Consider the following 15,756-nt stretch of genomic DNA (forward strand, 5'->3'; position numbering starts at 1 on the left):
CGACGCTTAGCTTAGTTGTCAGTTATCAGAATCAGAAAAGTTTTTACGCGTTTTTACCTGATCCATGCTTTCGAGAATGCGGTGATAATTTTCGAAACGGGTTTCCGCAATTTCACCGTTCTCCACCGCTTCACGGATGGCACAGCCCGGATCGTTGTCATGTTTACAGTCGCGGTATTTGCAAGCGCCTAAATAGTCATGGAATTCGACAAATCCGTTAAAGATTTGTTCCGGCTCAAGGTGCCAAAGACCAAATTCACGCACACCCGGGGAGTCAATCACATCGCCGCCGTGCGGGAAGTGATAGAGACGTGAGGCGGTGGTGGTGTGCTGGCCCAGCCCGGAGACGTCCGACACATCGTTGGTCAGGATCTCCTGCTGAAGGCCGAGCAGATTGTTAAGCAGGCTCGATTTACCCACGCCGGACTGCCCAGCAAAGATGCTGATGCGGTCGGTCAGCGCATCTTCCAGCGGCTTCAGGCCGTCTTTGGTGCGGCTGGAAACCATCAAAACGCGATAACCAATGTTGCGGTAGATATCCATCTGCTCATTCACAAAGGCCATGGCCTCGTCATCCAGCAGATCGATTTTATTCAGCACGATGAGCGGCTCAACCTGTAGCGTTTCGCAGGCCACCAGGTAACGGTCGATAATATTAAGAGAAAGCTCGGGTAAAATCGCCGAAACGATCACGATCTGGTTAATGTTGGCGGCAATCGGCTTCACGCCGTCATAGAAATCAGGGCGGGTAAGGACCGACGTGCGTTCATGCACGGCTTCAACGATACCTTTAACCGTTACCCCTTCCGCCGCCTCCTTGCCCGGACGCCAGACCACGCGGTCCCCGGTCACCAGTGAACGGATGGTGCGACGGATATTGCAACGGTGGATATCCCCGTCGGCGGATTCGACATCGGCGTGCATGCCGAAGCGGCTGATCACAACGCCTTCTGTCGCTTCGCCAAACAGGTTGTCGTCGTAATCGGGCTTCTCCGTAGTGGTTTTAAGACGGCGCTGGTGATTTGCATTCACGCGGCGCTGCTGCCCTTTGGAGAGTTTATTTTTACTCAATCGCGCTGGCTCCTGGTCGCCCATAGCGGGCAAAACCTCTATGATACACTCTAATTAATACTAGTTAACCTGCTACTGCCGGTTAAGCGAGAAGGGTGGAAAATAACATGAGCGCGGACGAAAACAACCTGATTTGGATCGATCTGGAGATGACCGGCCTGGATCCCGAGCGCGATCGCATTATTGAGATCGCCACACTGGTCACCGATGCCAACCTCAATATTCTGGCGGAAGGCCCAACGATTGCCGTGCACCAGTCCGACGATCAGCTTGCGCTGATGGATGAGTGGAACGTGCGTACCCATACCGGCAGCGGGCTGGTGGAACGCGTGAAGGCCAGCACCCTGGGCGACCGCGAAGCGGAGCTGGCGACGCTTGAGTTTCTGAAGCAGTGGGTGCCGGCAGGAAAATCGCCTATCTGTGGCAACAGCATTGGTCAGGATCGTCGTTTCCTGTTTAAGTACATGCCGGAGCTGGAGTCCTACTTCCACTACCGCTATCTGGATGTGAGCACCCTGAAAGAGCTGGCCCGTCGCTGGAAACCGGAAATTCTCGACGGCTTCACAAAGCAGGGGACGCACCAGGCGATGGATGACATCCGCGAGTCTGTTGCGGAGCTGGCGTACTATCGCGAAAACTTTATTAAGCTCTGATTTTGCGATCCGGCGCGTTGCGCGGCCTGTATTTTGTCGTTAAATTGTTCAGCTTGCCGATTTAATAAGCACTTGAACTGAATTTCAAAAAAATAGCTTTGAGGGGGGTTGCAGCTAAACGGATTTCTCGTATAATGCGCCTCCCGTAACGACAGAGAATTACACGTTACGACAGCAACAAAAGCAGTACAGATTTGCGGGAATAGCTCAGTTGGTAGAGCACGACCTTGCCAAGGTCGGGGTCGCGAGTTCGAGTCTCGTTTCCCGCTCCAAAATTTGAAAAGTATCGCAAGATACGCCAGCACCAGAACACCCAAGCGGGAATAGCTCAGTTGGTAGAGCACGACCTTGCCAAGGTCGGGGTCGCGAGTTCGAGTCTCGTTTCCCGCTCCAAAATTTGAAAGTATCGCAAGATACGCCAGCACCAGAACACCCAAGCGGGAATAGCTCAGTTGGTAGAGCACGACCTTGCCAAGGTCGGGGTCGCGAGTTCGAGTCTCGTTTCCCGCTCCAAAATTTGAAAGTATCGCAAGATACGCCAGCACCAGAACACCCAAGCGGGAATAGCTCAGTTGGTAGAGCACGACCTTGCCAAGGTCGGGGTCGCGAGTTCGAGTCTCGTTTCCCGCTCCAAATTCTTCTTCATATTCAAACTATCCACAGCGAAATGCTTCGTTGGGGACGTTTTCTGTTGTATCTGAAATACTCTTGTAAACAGAGTTATCCACAGAAACCACGATCAAACCAGTCTGTACAAAATGTTAGCAGGGTGAATAATATCTTCGTAATCGTCTGTATTATATGAAGAAATTTTGATTTCAAAATGTTATTGAGATCACTTGACCTGTTTGCTAAGCCTTATGGCGCCTCACTTTTTATTTTTATTCACAGGCTGTGAATATATCACGCATCCCGCGTAAGCCCTTTTTCAATCACCCTGACCAGACGCTGTTTCTTCGGTAGCTGGACTTCAACCACGCCGGCATTTCGCTTCTCAATTTGCTGCGCAATCGCCCATTCTATGTGCTCATCAAGAAGTGGGTGCTCACCTCTGCGGCTTTCGAGCGCCTGAAGATTGGCTTCATCCCACGGGGCATTACCCAGCGCAACGGCCACATTACGCAGCCAGCGCAGGTGGCCGATACGACGTATGGCGGACCCTTCCGTTACCTTCAGGAACCAGGCTTCGGTCCAGGCGAACAGTTCAATAAGCTGTGGCGCATGCAGCGCTTTACGCGGGCTGAAGTCGTCTTCGTCCGTCAGTTGTGAATAGCGGTTCCACGGACAAATCAGCTGGCAGTCATCGCAGCCGTAGATGCGGTTGCCGATAAGCGGGCGAAATTCCTCTGGAATGGCGCCTTCCAACTCGATAGTGAGGTAAGAGATACAGCGGCGCGCATCAACGGTATAGGGTTCAACAATCGCGCCCGTAGGGCAGATGGTCATACAGGCCACGCAGCGGCCACAGCCTTCCTCCACCGGACCGTCTACCGGCAGGGGTAAATCAATCAGCAGCTCACCCAGGAAAAAGAATGACCCCGCGTCGCGGCTTAAGATAAGTGAGTGCTTACCTGTCCAGCCAAGCCCTGCTTTTTCAGCGATCGGACGCTCAAGAATAGGCGCAGAATCAACAAAGGGTCTAAAATTCAGCGAAACACAGTGCTGCTGGATGGTTTCCCCGAGCTTTTTTAGACGGTTGCGCAGAAGTTTGTGGTAATCACGTCCCAGAGCGTACCGGCTGACGTAACCCAGTGAGGGATTTTTTAGCGTGCGCGCAAAGGCCGCGTTAGCGGGCAGATAGTTCATGCGTACGCTAATGACGCGCAACGTACCCGGCAACAGCTCGTGGGGGCGGGCACGCATCATACCGTGACGCGCCATCCACTCCATCTCGCCGTGGTATTGTTTATCCAGCCATGCCTGTAGCTTAGGCTCGCTGGCAGAGAGATCGGTGTCAGTAATACCGACCTTCTGGAAGCCCAGTTCAGCACCCCACTGTTTTATTTTTTGCGCTAATTCATTGAGATCGAGGGGCTGTGACATGACGGACCATACTGTGAAGAAAAACCCCGCAAGTATACCACACTCCATCTGGCATGCGGATGACCTTCGTCGGGCCGAAAAAGAGGCCGCAGACAGCCTGGGCATTACCCTTTACGAACTGATGCAGCGTGCAGGCGAGGCGGCATTTAACGTGGCGCGCACGGCTTACCCGGATGCCTCGCACTACCTGATACTGTGCGGTCACGGCAATAACGGTGGCGACGGCTATGTGGTGGCGCGTCTTGCCGTAGCGGCGGGGCTGCGCGTCACCCTGCTGGCGCTGGAGAGCGACAAGCCGCTACCGGAAGAAGCAGGCATGGCGAGAGAAGCCTGGCTGAATGCGGGAGGCGTTATCCATGCGTCTGATATCGTCTGGCCCGAAGACGTAGACGTGATTGTTGATGGTCTGCTGGGGACAGGACTGATGCGCGCGCCTCGCGATGACGTCGCCGCGCTGATTACGCGCGCCAACGCGCACCCCGCACCGGTGGTGGCGCTGGATATTCCCTCCGGCCTGATGGCGCAAACCGGCGCGACGCCGGGCGTGTCGATTGAGGCTGCGCACACCGTGACCTTTATCGCCCTGAAGCCGGGGCTGCTTACCGGGAAAGCGCGGGATGTCGTGGGCACGTTACACCACAACGCCCTGGGGCTTGAAAACTGGCTGGCGGGACAGGATACTCACATCACCCGCTTTGATGCGTCTCAGCTTGCACAGTGGCTACCGCGGCGTCGTCCCACCTCCCATAAGGGTGACCATGGCCGACTGCTGATTATTGGTGGCGATCATGGCACGGCGGGTGCGATTCGTATGACAGGAGAGGCCGCGTTGCGCTGCGGCGCCGGATTAGTGCGCGTGCTGACCCACAGCGAAAACATTCCCCCCATTATTACTGCGCGGCCGGAGCTGATGGTCCACGAGCTTACCCCGCAGGCGATTGAAGAGGGTCTGGAGTGGGCGGACGTGGTAGTAATTGGTCCGGGGCTTGGGCAACAGAGCTGGGGTAAACAGGCCCTGCAAAAAGCCGAGAATTTTCGTAAACCGATGTTATGGGATGCCGACGCGCTTAACCTTCTGGCAATAAATCCGGATAAGCGTCACAATCGCATTCTGACGCCGCACCCCGGCGAAGCCGCACGGCTGCTTAACTGTAGCGTGGCAGAAATTGAAAGCGATCGCTTACTTTCTGCCCAACGTCTGGTAAAACGTTACGGAGGTGTTGCCGTTTTGAAAGGGGCGGGGACCGTTATCGCCAGCGATGATGCCATGGGCATTATTGATGCAGGTAATGCAGGCATGGCGAGCGGTGGCATGGGCGATGTGCTCTCCGGCATCATTGGCGCATTGCTCGGACAGAAACTTCCCCTTTATGATGCAGCCTGTGCCGGCTGCGTGGCCCACGGTGCGGCGGCTGACGGCCTAGCTGCTCGTTATGGCACGCGCGGTATGCTGGCCACCGATCTTTTTTGCACGCTGCGGCGTGTTGTTAACCCGGATGTGATTGACGTAGAAAATGACTAATCGAGCGATTCCTTTACCTGATGAACAAGCCACTTTAGATCTCGGCACGCGCGTGGCGCAGGCCTGTCAGGGGGCGACCGTCATTTATCTGTATGGAGATTTAGGCGCGGGTAAAACAACCTTCAGCCGTGGCTTTTTGCAGGCGTTAGGCCATAACGGGAACGTAAAAAGCCCGACCTATACGCTGGTAGAACCGTACACGCTTGAAAATATCATGGTGTACCACTTTGATTTATACCGTCTTGCGGACCCGGAGGAGCTGGAATTTATGGGGATCCGCGATTACTTTGCCAACGACGCCATTTGCCTGGTGGAGTGGCCGCAACAAGGTGCGGGTGTGCTGCCTGACCCGGATGTCGAAATTCACTTAGATTACCAGGCACAAGGGCGTGAGGCGCGCATCAGTGCGGTTTCCTCATCAGGCTGTTCCTTACTGGCGCGTTTAGCCGGTTGAACGTAGGGATAACGGGATGATTAATCGCGTTAAAGGTTGGGTGTTTGCTGCCACGGTCCTGCTGTGCGCGCAGGCCGGGGCGGCCAGCCTCTCGGATATTCAGGTGTCGAACGGCGATAGCCAGGCCCGCATTACGTTCAGCTTTATGGGCGATCCTGAATATGCTTTCTCACAAATCGACAGCCGCAGCGTGGCGCTCGATATTAAACAGTCCGGGGTGATCCAGGGGCTGCCGCTCCAGTTCAGCGGCAACAATCTGGTGAAAAGCATCCGTTCGGGAACGCCGAAAGATGCGCAGTCTCTGCGCCTTGTGGTCGATCTCACCGAAAAAGGCAAAACGAAGGCGGTTAAGCAGCAAAACGGCGCGAATTATACGGTGGTCTTTACCATTAATGCTGACGTTCCGCCGCCGCCTCCGCCTGCACCCGTTGTGGCAAAACGCGTGGAAGCGCCGGTTTATACCCCAAGGCCGTCTGAGCCGGCCCGTAATCCGTTCAAATCACAGAATGACCGTCTTACCGCGGTGACCAGCAGCAACACGGTGACGCGTCCGGCGGTTAGCGCGCGGCGTACGCCGGTGAGTGGCGATAAGGTGATTATCGCCATCGATGCCGGACACGGCGGGCAAGATCCTGGCGCGATTGGCCCGGGCGGCACGCGGGAGAAAAATGTCACTATCGCCATTGCCCGTAAGCTGCGTGCGCTTCTGAATGACGATCCGATGTTTAAAGGGGTGATGACCCGCGATGGAGATTACTTCATTTCGGTGATGGGACGCTCGGATGTGGCGCGTAAGCAAAACGCCAACTTCCTGGTCTCGATTCATGCGGATGCTGCGCCGAACCGTAACGCCACCGGCGCGTCGGTCTGGGTGCTGTCCAACCGCCGCGCCAACAGTGAAATGGCGAACTGGCTTGAAGAGCACGAGAAGCAGTCAGAACTGTTAGGCGGGGCGGGCGATGTGCTGGCAAACAGCCAGGCCGATCCGTATCTCAGCCAGGCGGTACTGGATTTACAGTTCGGTCATTCTCAGCGCGTCGGGTATGATGTCGCCACTAACGTACTGAACCAGCTGCAAAGCGTCGGATCGCTGCATAAGCGTCGTCCGGAACATGCAAGCCTCGGCGTGCTGCGCTCCCCGGATATTCCGTCGATCCTGGTCGAGACGGGCTTTATCAGTAATCACGGTGAAGAGCGTTTACTGGGCAGCGACAGCTATCAGCAGCAAATTGCCGAAGCGATTTACAACGGTCTGCGTAAATACTTTGACGCGCATCCGCTTCAGTCTGCGCCGCAGGGTGGGGCAGCCCAGACGGCAAGCGCCGCGCTGCCGGGTGAGATGACCGCGACTAATTAAGGAGAGTTCATGCCGATTCAGGTTCTACCGCCGCAGCTCGCGAACCAAATCGCCGCCGGTGAGGTGGTGGAACGCCCTGCATCGGTGGTGAAAGAGCTGGTGGAAAACAGCCTTGATGCCGGGGCGACCCGCATTGATATCGATATTGAACGCGGGGGCGCAAAGCTCATCCGCATTCGTGATAACGGCTGTGGCATCAAAAAGGACGAGCTGGCGCTGGCGCTGGCGCGTCATGCCACCAGCAAAATTGCTTCCCTTGACGATCTGGAAGCGATTATCAGCCTGGGTTTTCGCGGCGAAGCGCTGGCCAGTATCAGCTCCGTTTCTCGCTTAACGTTGACCTCCCGCACGGCCGACCAGCAGGAAGCCTGGCAGGCCTACGCCGAAGGGCGCGATATGGACGTCACGGTTAAACCTGCGGCGCACCCGGTCGGCACCACGCTGGAAGTGCTGGATCTCTTCTATAACACGCCCGCTCGCCGCAAGTTTATGCGAACCGAGAAGACCGAATTCGGACATATCGACGAGATCATCCGCCGCATCGCGCTGGCGCGCTTTGATGTCACGATCAACCTTAGCCATAACGGCAAGGTGATGCGCCAGTATCGCGCTGTGGCGGAAGGCGGGCAAAAGGAGCGTCGGCTTGGCGCTATCTGCGGCACACCGTTCCTGGAAAAAGCGCTGGCCATTGAGTGGCAGCATGGCGATCTGGCCCTTCGCGGCTGGGTTGCCGATCCGAACGCCAGCAGCGCCGCCTTTGCTGAGATCCAGTATTGCTACGTCAACGGCCGCATGATGCGCGACCGCCTGATTAACCACGCCATTCGCCAGGCCTGCGAAGACAAGCTCGGCGCCGATCAGCAGCCCGCCTTTGTGCTTTATCTGGAGATCGACCCGCATCAGGTCGACGTGAACGTACACCCCGCCAAGCATGAGGTGCGCTTCCACCAGTCGCGCCTGGTGCACGATTTTATCTATCAGGGCGTTGCTGCGGTATTGCAGCAGCGGGGCGAGCCGGCGTTGCCGCTGGCAGAAGAAGCGCCCGCGCCGCGTCCGTTGCCGGAAAACCGCGTGGCGGCGGGACGTAACCATTTTGCCGAACCGGCGGTAGCGCGCGAGCCGGCTGCGCCGCGTTTAGCCTCGACGGGCAACGCGCCGCGACCGACCGGCGCTAACTATCCCAATGCCCAGCCGGGCTATCAAAAACAGCAGGGGGCGCTGTACCGTAAGCTGCTGGATACCCCGTCCGTTGAGCATAAAGAGCACATTACAGTTTCAACGCCTTCGCTGGATGGACATAGCCAGAGTTTTGGTCGGGTTCTGACCATTGTTGCTCCCGACATGGCGCTGCTTGAACGCGAGGGCAAACTGCTGCTGCTGGCGCTTTCCGTGGCGGAGCGCTGGCTCAAACAGGCGCAGCTAACCCCGGGGGTCAATGCCGCCTGCGCGCAGCCGCTGCTGATCCCCGTGCGCCTGAAAGTATCCCCTGAAGAAACAGGGGTTTTGCGGCGCGTACAGTCTCAGCTGGCTGAAATGGGCATAGAAATCGTACTGGACGCGCAGCATGTGACAATTCGCGCGGTGCCTTTACCCTTACGCCAACAAAATTTACAAAACTTGATTCCTGAACTGATAGGCTACCTGGCGCAGCAAACGACGTTTGATGCCGCCGACACCGCGCAGTGGATCGCCCGCCATTTGGCCAGCGAACATTCACCGTGGAGTATGGCGCAGGCGATTACCGTGCTGGCGGAGGTAGAACGCCTCTGCCCGCAGCTGGTGAAAGCGCCGCCGGGTGGTTTGTTACAACCTGTTGATTTACAAACGGCGATGACCGCCCTGAAACATGACTGACGTAAGTAAGGCGAGCCTGCCAAAGGCGATTTTTTTGATGGGGCCAACGGCCTCCGGCAAAACGGCGTTAGCCATTGAGTTACGTAAAGTTTTGCCAGTAGAGTTGATTAGCGTTGATTCAGCCCTCATTTACCGAGGGATGGACATCGGCACGGCGAAGCCCAACGCAGAAGAACTGCGTGCGGCGCCGCACCGTTTACTGGATATTCTCGACCCGGCACAGGCGTATTCCGCAGCAGATTTTCGCCGCGACGCCCTGGCCGAGATGGCCGAGATTACCGCTGCGGGACGCATACCGCTGCTGGTGGGCGGCACGATGCTCTACTTCAAGGCGCTGCTGGAGGGGTTATCACCTCTGCCATCGGCCGATCCGGAAGTGAGAGCAAAGATTGAGCAGCAGGCGGCTGAGCAGGGGTGGGACGTTTTGCACAAGCAACTGGAAGAGATTGACCCGGTTGCCGCAGCGCGGATCCACCCAAACGATCCGCAAAGGCTTTCCCGGGCACTGGAAGTTTTTTTCATTTCGGGTAAAACTTTAACGGAACTGACGCAAACGTCAGGAGACGCTCTGCCGTATCAGGTGCATCAGTTCGCCATCGCCCCGGCGAGCCGTGAACTGCTCCATCAACGAATTGAGCAGCGTTTTCATCAGATGTTGGCTTCAGATTTTGAAGCAGAAGTGCGGGCGCTTTTTGCCCGTGGAGATTTGCATACGGACATGCCTTCCATTCGTTGTGTGGGATACCGCCAGATGTGGTCTTATCTTGAAGGTGAGATTTCATACGATGAAATGGTTTATCGAGGTGTTTGCGCCACGAGACAGTTAGCGAAGCGCCAGATCACCTGGTTGCGCGGTTGGGAGGGCGTTCACTGGTTAGACAGTGAAAAACCACAACAGGCGTTAAACGAAGTGATTGAGGTTATTGGTGATATCGCTGACTGAATGTGTACAATTAAGCCGTATCGTGCGCAATTTTTCAGAATCGCAAGGTTCTAAGTACAAAACAAGCATATAAGGAAAAGATAGAATGGCTAAGGGGCAATCTTTACAAGATCCGTTCCTGAACGCATTGCGTCGGGAACGTGTTCCAGTTTCTATTTATTTGGTGAATGGTATTAAGCTGCAAGGTCAGATTGAGTCTTTCGATCAGTTCGTGATCCTGTTGAAAAACACGGTCAGCCAGATGGTCTACAAGCACGCGATTTCTACTGTTGTTCCGTCTCGTCCGGTATCTCATCACAGCAATAACGCTGGCGGCGGCACTGGCAGTAACTACCATCATGGCAGCAACGCGCAGGGTTCATCTGCTCCTGCGCAGGACAGCGAAGAAACCGAATAAGGTTTTGGGCTGTTTTCCACACGGGGAGCCAGGGATCCTGCGTTCCCCGCTGATCTTTTTAGAGAGGTTTACGCTTGTTTGACCGTTATGACGCCGGTGAGCAGGCGGTGCTGGTACACATCTATTTTTCGCAAGACAAAGATATGGAAGACCTCCAGGAGTTTGAATCTCTGGTCTCTTCCGCCGGTGTCGAAGCAATGCAGGTGATTACCGGTAGCCGTAAAGCGCCGCACCCGAAGTATTTTGTTGGTGAAGGTAAAGCAGTAGAAATTGCGGATGCCGTAAAAGCAACCGGCGCATCTGTTGTGCTGTTTGATCATGCGCTGTCTCCGGCTCAGGAACGTAACCTGGAAGCTCTCTGCGAATGCCGTGTTATCGATCGCACGGGGTTGATCTTAGATATTTTTGCTCAGCGTGCGCGTACCCACGAGGGTAAATTGCAGGTTGAACTGGCGCAGTTGCGCCATCTGGCGACGCGTCTGGTGCGTGGCTGGACACACCTTGAAAGACAAAAAGGCGGGATTGGTTTGCGCGGCCCGGGTGAAACCCAGCTCGAAACCGACCGCCGTTTACTGCGTGGGCGTATTACCCAGATCCTTTCACGTCTGGAACGTGTAGAGAAACAGCGCGAGCAGGGGCGTCGGGCGCGAACCAAAGCCGACATTCCAACGGTGTCGCTGGTGGGCTATACCAACGCCGGTAAATCCACCCTGTTTAACCAGATAACCGAGGCCCAGGTGTATGCCGCAGACCAGCTGTTTGCGACCCTGGACCCAACGCTGCGCCGTATTGACGTTGCAGACGTCGGTGAAACGGTGCTGGCAGATACCGTCGGGTTTATCCGCCATCTGCCGCACGATCTGGTTGCGGCGTTTAAAGCGACGTTGCAGGAGACGCGTCAGGCGACCCTGCTGCTGCACGTGATTGATGCGGCTGACGTACGCGTGCAGGAGAACATCGACGCGGTGAACGTGGTGCTCGAAGAGATCGACGCCCACGAAATTCCCACCCTGTTGGTGATGAACAAGATCGATATACTGGACGATTTCGAGCCGCGTATCGACCGAGATGAAGAGAACAAACCGATTCGGGTCTGGCTGTCTGCTCAGGCCGGGATTGGTGTGCCACTGCTTTTCCAGGCTTTGACAGAACGTCTTTCCGGTGAGGTAGCTCAGCACACGCTGCGACTGCCGCCACAGGAAGGCAGGCTGCGCAGCCGGTTTTATCAGCTTCAGGCGATAGAAAAAGAGTGGATGGAGGATGACGGCAGCGTGGGGATGCAGGTGCGTATGCCGATCGTTGACTGGCGTCGCCTCTGTAAACAAGAACCTGCGCTGGCGGACTATATCGTCTGATCAGAAAGGGGAAGCCTGAAAAATTCGCCCTTGCATAACAAATATGGAGCATATACATGGCGTGGAATCAGCCCGGTAATAACGGACAAGACCGCGACCCGTGGGGAAGCAGCAATAATCAAGGCGGCAACTCTGGGGGAAATGGCAACAAAGGTGGTCGCGAGCAGGGGCCGCCGGATCTGGATGATATCTTCCGCAAACTGAGCAAAAAGCTTGGTGGCCTTGGCGGAGGAAAAGGTTCTGGCTCGGGTGGTAATTCCACTCAGAGTCCGCGCCCGCCGATGGGTGGCCGCGTGGTGGGCATTGTCGCCGCTGCGGTGGTAATCATCTGGGCAGCCAGCGGGTTCTACACCATTAAAGAAGCAGAACGCGGCGTGGTAACCCGTTTCGGTAAGTTCAGCCATCTGGTTGAGCCGGGCCTGAACTGGAAGCCGACCTTCATTGATGACGTGACCGCGGTTAACGTGGAGTCCGTCCGTGAACTGGCCGCCTCCGGCGTGATGCTGACGTCTGACGAGAACGTGGTGCGCGTTGAAATGAACGTGCAGTACCGCGTGACCGATCCAGAACGTTATCTGTTTAGCGTGACCAGCGCGGATGACAGCCTGCGTCAGGCGACCGACAGCGCCCTGCGCGGTGTGATCGGTAAATACACCATGGACCGTATTCTGACCGAAGGTCGTACCGTTATTCGTAGCGATACCCAGCGCGAGCTGGAAGAGACCATCCGTCCGTACAACATGGGTATTACTCTGCTGGACGTCAACTTCCAGGCTGCACGTCCGCCGGAAGAGGTGAAGGCCGCGTTTGACGATGCGATTGCCGCACGTGAAAACGAACAGCAGTACATCCGTGAAGCGGAAGCGTACACCAACGAAGTTCAGCCGCGTGCTAACGGTCAGGCGCAGCGTATTCTGGAAGAAGCGCGCGCGTATAAGACCCAGACCATCCTGGAAGCACAGGGTGAAGTGGCTCGCTTCGCGCGCATCCTGCCGGAATATAAAGCGGCTCCGGAAATTACCCGTGAGCGTCTCTATATCGAGACCATGGAAAAAGTGCTGAGCCACACCCGCAAAGTGCTGGTTAACGACAGCAAGGGCGGAAACCTGATGGTTCTGCCGCTGGATCAGATGCTGAAAGGCGGTTCTGCACCGGCAGCGAAAGACAACAGCGGTGCGAACAACCTGCTGCGTCTGCCGCCAGCCTCGTCTGGCAGCACCAGCGCGAACACAACGCCTTCTTCGAACGATGGTGACATTATGGACCAACGCCGCGCTAACGCGCAGCGTAACGACTACCAGCGTCAGGGGGAATAAGGATGCGTAAGTCAGTTATTGCGATCATCATCATCGCACTGGTCGTGCTCTACACCTCAATCTTTGTGGTGAAAGAGGGCGAGCGTGGGATCAAGTTCCAGTTCAGCAGCGTCGTGCGTGACGGTGACAAGCGTCCGGTGATTTATGAGCCGGGTCTGCACTTCAAGATCCCGTTCATTCAGTCAGTGAAAACGCTCGATGCGCGTATCCAGACCATGGATAACCAGGCCGACCGTTTCGTGACCAAAGAGAAAAAAGACCTGATCGTTGATTCCTACATCAAATGGCGCATCAGCGATTTCAGCCGCTACTTCCTGGCAACGGGCGGTGGTGACGTTTCTCAGGCAGAAGTGCTGCTGAAACGTAAGTTCTCTGACCGTCTGCGTTCTGAGATTGGTCGTCTGGATGTGAAAGACATCGTGACAGACTCTCGCGGTCGTCTGACGCTGGAAGTGCGTGATGCGCTGAACTCCGGTTCTGCGGGCACTGAAGATGAAGTCGAAACCCCGGCGGCGGATGATGCGATTGCCAAAGCGGCTGAACGCGTTCAGGCTGAAACCAACGGTAAAGTGCCGGTGATCAACCCGAACAGTATGGCGGCACTGGGTATCGAAGTGGTTGACGTGCGTATCAAGCAGATCAACCTGCCAGCGGAAGTGTCTGAGGCGATCTACAACCGTATGCGCGCCGAGCGTGAGGCGGTAGCCCGTCGTCACCGTTCACAGGGTCAGGAAGAGGCTGAAAAACTGCGCGCGGCAGCGGACTATGAAGTCACCAAGACGCTGGCGGAATCTGAGCGTCAGGGTCGTATCCTGCGCGGTGAAGGTGATGCCGAAGCGGCGAAGCTGTTTGCCGATGCATTCAGCCAGGATCCAGACTTCTACGCCTTTATCCGTAGCCTGCGTGCTTACGAGAATAGCTTCAAGAGCAACCAGGATGTGATGGTGCTCAGCCCGGACAGCGATTTCTTCCGTTATATGAAGACGCCGGCCAACGCAACGCGATAAACTCAGGCTCGTTTGAGTATTCAAACCACCGCTCTTCACGGAGCGGTGGTTTTCTTTTATGAGGATGAAAAATGAATTCTACGATCTGGCTCGCGCTGGCTCTGGTTTTGGTGCTGGAAGGCCTCGGCCCGATGCTCTATCCGCGCGCCTGGCGTCGGATGATCGCGACAATGAGCCAATTGCCGGACACTATTTTGCGTCGTTTCGGCGGCGGTCTTGTGGTTGCCGGTATCGTTATCTACTACATGTTGAGGAAAACGATTGGCTGATCAAAAACTAACCGCAATTGGCATATTTTAGGGTCAAAAAGTGCTGTATATCTGAAAAAGCGATGGTAGAATCCATTTTTAAGCAAACGGTGATTTTGAAAAAAATGGGTAACAACGTCGTCGTACTGGGCACCCAATGGGGTGACGAAGGTAAAGGGAAGATTGTCGATCTTCTGACTGAACGGGCTAAATATGTTGTACGCTACCAGGGCGGTCACAACGCAGGCCATACTCTCGTAATCAACGGTGAAAAAACCGTCCTCCATCTTATTCCATCAGGCATTCTTCGCGAAAACGTCACCAGCATCATCGGTAACGGCGTTGTGCTGTCTCCCGCTGCGCTGATGAAAGAGATGAAAGGTCTGGAAGACCGTGGTATCCCTGTTCGTGAGCGTCTGCTGCTCTCCGAAGCCTGCCCGCTGATCCTGGACTATCATGTGGCGCTGGACGTGGCGCGTGAAAAAGCGCGTGGCGCGAAAGCCATCGGCACCACCGGTCGTGGTATCGGCCCGGCTTACGAAGACAAAGTTGCACGTCGCGGTCTGCGCGTGGGCGACCTCTTCGACAAAGCGACCTTCGCTGAAAAACTGAAAGAAGTGATGGAATATCACAACTTCCAGCTGGTGAACTTCTACAAAGCTGACGCTGTTGACTACCAGAAAGTGCTGGATGACGTCATGGCGATCGCAGACATTCTGACCGGTATGGTTGTTGATGTGTCCGATCTGCTGGACCAGGCGCGCAAGCGTGGCGATTTCGTCATGTTTGAAGGTGCGCAGGGTACGCTGCTGGACATCGACCACGGTACCTATCCGTACGTAACGTCCTCTAACACCACTGCGGGTGGCGTGGCAACCGGCTCCGGCCTGGGCCCACGTTATGTGGATTACGTTCTGGGCATCATCAAAGCGTACTCCACTCGCGTGGGTGCGGGTCCATTCCCGACCGAGCTGTTTGATGAAACCGGCGAGTTCCTGTGCAAGCAGGGTAACGAGTTTGGCGCGACCACCGGTCGTCGTCGTCGTACCGGCTGGCTGGACGCGGTTGCCGTGCGTCGCGCCGTGCAGATCAACTCCCTGTCTGGCTTCTGCCTGACCAAGCTGGACGTACTGGACGGCCTGAAAGAAGTGAAAATCTGCGTAGGCTACCGTATGCCGGATGGCCGCGAAGTGACCACCACGCCGCTGGCCGCTGACGACTGGGAAGGCATTGAGCCAATCTACGAAACCATGCCGGGCTGGTCTGAGACCACCTTCGGTGTGAAAGAGCGTAGCGGCCTGCCAAAAGCTGCGCTGGACTACATCAAGCGTATTGAAGAACTGACCGAAGTGCCGATCGATATTATTTCTACCGGCCCGGATCGTACTGAAACGATGATCCTGCGCGACCCGTTCGACGCATAATCTTCGTGACTGCTGGCCTGCGGGGAGACCCGTAGGCCGGATAAGCGCAGCGCCATCCGGCGACCGCTCCTGGATCTCCGCTTTTTCGCCCCGTCTGTCAAATAAATTAGCC

The 15,756-nt window shown here is 56.0% G+C and carries 14 protein-coding genes and 4 tRNA genes; 16 read left to right on the top strand and 2 right to left on the bottom strand.

The annotated features are described in order from the left end of the window. Window positions 1-18: 18 nt before the first annotated feature. Entirely contained in the window at window positions 19-1,071 is a 1,053-nt protein-coding gene (rsgA, locus tag INF58_RS14500) for a small ribosomal subunit biogenesis GTPase RsgA (protein ID WP_003855964.1), read from the bottom strand. Between the two features lie 107 nt (window positions 1,072-1,178). Here rsgA and orn point away from each other — a divergent pair, with 107 nt between their 5' ends. From orn to INF58_RS14525, 5 genes are all read left to right on the top strand, one after another. Further along, window positions 1,179-1,724: an oligoribonuclease gene (orn, locus tag INF58_RS14505; protein ID WP_003855965.1), complete on the top strand. Its 546-nt coding sequence runs from the start codon at window positions 1,179-1,181 to the stop codon at window positions 1,722-1,724. Window positions 1,725-1,920: 196 nt separating this feature from the next. Continuing rightward, a tRNA-Gly gene (locus INF58_RS14510) sits at window positions 1,921-1,996 on the top strand. A gap of 45 nt (window positions 1,997-2,041) precedes the next feature. Beyond that, window positions 2,042-2,117: transfer RNA gene (locus INF58_RS14515), tRNA-Gly, on the top strand. 44 nt (window positions 2,118-2,161) lie between these two features. Further along, window positions 2,162-2,237, top strand: a tRNA-Gly gene (locus INF58_RS14520). A gap of 44 nt (window positions 2,238-2,281) precedes the next feature. After that, window positions 2,282-2,357, top strand: a tRNA-Gly gene (locus INF58_RS14525). Window positions 2,358-2,627: 270 nt separating this feature from the next. Here the strand turns inward: INF58_RS14525 and queG are convergent. Further along, window positions 2,628-3,767, bottom strand: a complete 1,140-nt coding sequence (gene queG / locus INF58_RS14530) for a tRNA epoxyqueuosine(34) reductase QueG (RefSeq protein WP_193527948.1) — start codon at window positions 3,765-3,767, stop codon at window positions 2,628-2,630. Between queG and nnr the strand changes: the two genes are divergently transcribed. The 11 genes from nnr to INF58_RS14585 all read left to right on the top strand — a co-directional run bounded on the left by nnr (window position 3,766) and on the right by INF58_RS14585 (window position 15,644). Then, window positions 3,766-5,289: a bifunctional ADP-dependent NAD(P)H-hydrate dehydratase/NAD(P)H-hydrate epimerase gene (gene nnr, locus INF58_RS14535; protein ID WP_193527949.1), complete on the top strand. Its 1,524-nt coding sequence runs from the start codon at window positions 3,766-3,768 to the stop codon at window positions 5,287-5,289. The genes queG and nnr overlap by 2 nt on opposite strands. Beyond that, on the top strand, window positions 5,282-5,743 hold the full coding sequence (tsaE, locus tag INF58_RS14540) for a tRNA (adenosine(37)-N6)-threonylcarbamoyltransferase complex ATPase subunit type 1 TsaE (protein WP_063450935.1): 462 nt from the start codon (window positions 5,282-5,284) through the stop codon (window positions 5,741-5,743). Before nnr ends, tsaE begins: the two co-directional genes overlap by 8 nt. Window positions 5,744-5,759: 16 nt before the next feature. Beyond that, window positions 5,760-7,100 (top strand): N-acetylmuramoyl-L-alanine amidase AmiB, encoded by a 1,341-nt coding sequence (gene amiB / locus INF58_RS14545; RefSeq protein WP_112792416.1) that lies wholly within the window; start codon window positions 5,760-5,762, stop codon window positions 7,098-7,100. 9 nt (window positions 7,101-7,109) lie between these two features. Then, on the top strand, window positions 7,110-8,954 hold the full coding sequence (gene mutL / locus INF58_RS14550) for a DNA mismatch repair endonuclease MutL (RefSeq protein WP_193527950.1): 1,845 nt from the start codon (window positions 7,110-7,112) through the stop codon (window positions 8,952-8,954). After that, window positions 8,947-9,897 carry a tRNA (adenosine(37)-N6)-dimethylallyltransferase MiaA gene (gene miaA / locus INF58_RS14555; RefSeq protein WP_193527951.1) on the top strand — a complete coding sequence of 317 codons (951 nt, stop codon included), beginning with the start codon at window positions 8,947-8,949 and terminating at the stop codon, window positions 9,895-9,897. Before mutL ends, miaA begins: the two co-directional genes overlap by 8 nt. 85 nt (window positions 9,898-9,982) lie before the next feature. After that, window positions 9,983-10,294 carry an RNA chaperone Hfq gene (hfq, locus tag INF58_RS14560; RefSeq protein WP_006810391.1) on the top strand — a complete coding sequence of 104 codons (312 nt, stop codon included), beginning with the start codon at window positions 9,983-9,985 and terminating at the stop codon, window positions 10,292-10,294. Window positions 10,295-10,368: 74 nt separating this feature from the next. Further along, window positions 10,369-11,649 carry a ribosome rescue GTPase HflX gene (gene hflX, locus INF58_RS14565; RefSeq protein ID WP_193527952.1) on the top strand — a complete coding sequence of 427 codons (1,281 nt, stop codon included), beginning with the start codon at window positions 10,369-10,371 and terminating at the stop codon, window positions 11,647-11,649. A gap of 56 nt (window positions 11,650-11,705) precedes the next feature. Continuing rightward, the gene (gene hflK / locus INF58_RS14570; protein WP_063450931.1) at window positions 11,706-12,965 is read left to right on the top strand and encodes an FtsH protease activity modulator HflK; all 1,260 of its coding nucleotides are present in this window, start codon (window positions 11,706-11,708) and stop codon (window positions 12,963-12,965) included. 2 nt (window positions 12,966-12,967) lie between these two features. After that, entirely contained in the window at window positions 12,968-13,972 is a 1,005-nt protein-coding gene (hflC, locus tag INF58_RS14575) for a protease modulator HflC (protein WP_063450930.1), read from the top strand. Window positions 13,973-14,043: 71 nt separating this feature from the next. Beyond that, window positions 14,044-14,241, top strand: coding sequence for a DUF2065 domain-containing protein (locus tag INF58_RS14580; RefSeq protein ID WP_063450929.1), 198 nt, complete (start codon window positions 14,044-14,046; stop codon window positions 14,239-14,241). A gap of 104 nt (window positions 14,242-14,345) precedes the next feature. Further along, the gene (locus tag INF58_RS14585) at window positions 14,346-15,644 is read left to right on the top strand and encodes an adenylosuccinate synthase (protein ID WP_032628076.1); all 1,299 of its coding nucleotides are present in this window, start codon (window positions 14,346-14,348) and stop codon (window positions 15,642-15,644) included. The last annotated feature ends 112 nt before the right edge of the window (window positions 15,645-15,756 follow it).

Origin of the sequence: Enterobacter cloacae complex sp. P24RS (assembly GCF_014982165.1) — a bacterium.
Taxonomy (GTDB): Bacteria; Pseudomonadota; Gammaproteobacteria; order Enterobacterales; family Enterobacteriaceae; genus Enterobacter; species Enterobacter quasihormaechei.

Excerpts from the sequence above, each read along its gene's own strand:
- orn (WP_003855965.1), top strand. The coding sequence starts at position 1,179 with ATGAGCGCGGACGAAAACAACCTGATTTGGATCGATCTGGAGATGACC.
- nnr (WP_193527949.1), top strand. The coding sequence starts at position 3,766 with ATGACGGACCATACTGTGAAGAAAAACCCCGCAAGTATACCACACTCC.
- queG (WP_193527948.1), bottom strand. The coding sequence starts at position 3,767 with ATGTCACAGCCCCTCGATCTCAATGAATTAGCGCAAAAAATAAAACAG.
- tsaE (WP_063450935.1), top strand. The coding sequence starts at position 5,282 with ATGACTAATCGAGCGATTCCTTTACCTGATGAACAAGCCACTTTAGAT.
- amiB (WP_112792416.1), top strand. The coding sequence starts at position 5,760 with ATGATTAATCGCGTTAAAGGTTGGGTGTTTGCTGCCACGGTCCTGCTG.
- mutL (WP_193527950.1), top strand. The coding sequence starts at position 7,110 with ATGCCGATTCAGGTTCTACCGCCGCAGCTCGCGAACCAAATCGCCGCC.
- miaA (WP_193527951.1), top strand. The coding sequence starts at position 8,947 with ATGACTGACGTAAGTAAGGCGAGCCTGCCAAAGGCGATTTTTTTGATG.
- hfq (WP_006810391.1), top strand. The coding sequence starts at position 9,983 with ATGGCTAAGGGGCAATCTTTACAAGATCCGTTCCTGAACGCATTGCGT.
- hflK (WP_063450931.1), top strand. The coding sequence starts at position 11,706 with ATGGCGTGGAATCAGCCCGGTAATAACGGACAAGACCGCGACCCGTGG.
- hflC (WP_063450930.1), top strand. The coding sequence starts at position 12,968 with ATGCGTAAGTCAGTTATTGCGATCATCATCATCGCACTGGTCGTGCTC.
- INF58_RS14580 (WP_063450929.1), top strand. The coding sequence starts at position 14,044 with ATGAATTCTACGATCTGGCTCGCGCTGGCTCTGGTTTTGGTGCTGGAA.
- INF58_RS14585 (WP_032628076.1), top strand. The coding sequence starts at position 14,346 with ATGGGTAACAACGTCGTCGTACTGGGCACCCAATGGGGTGACGAAGGT.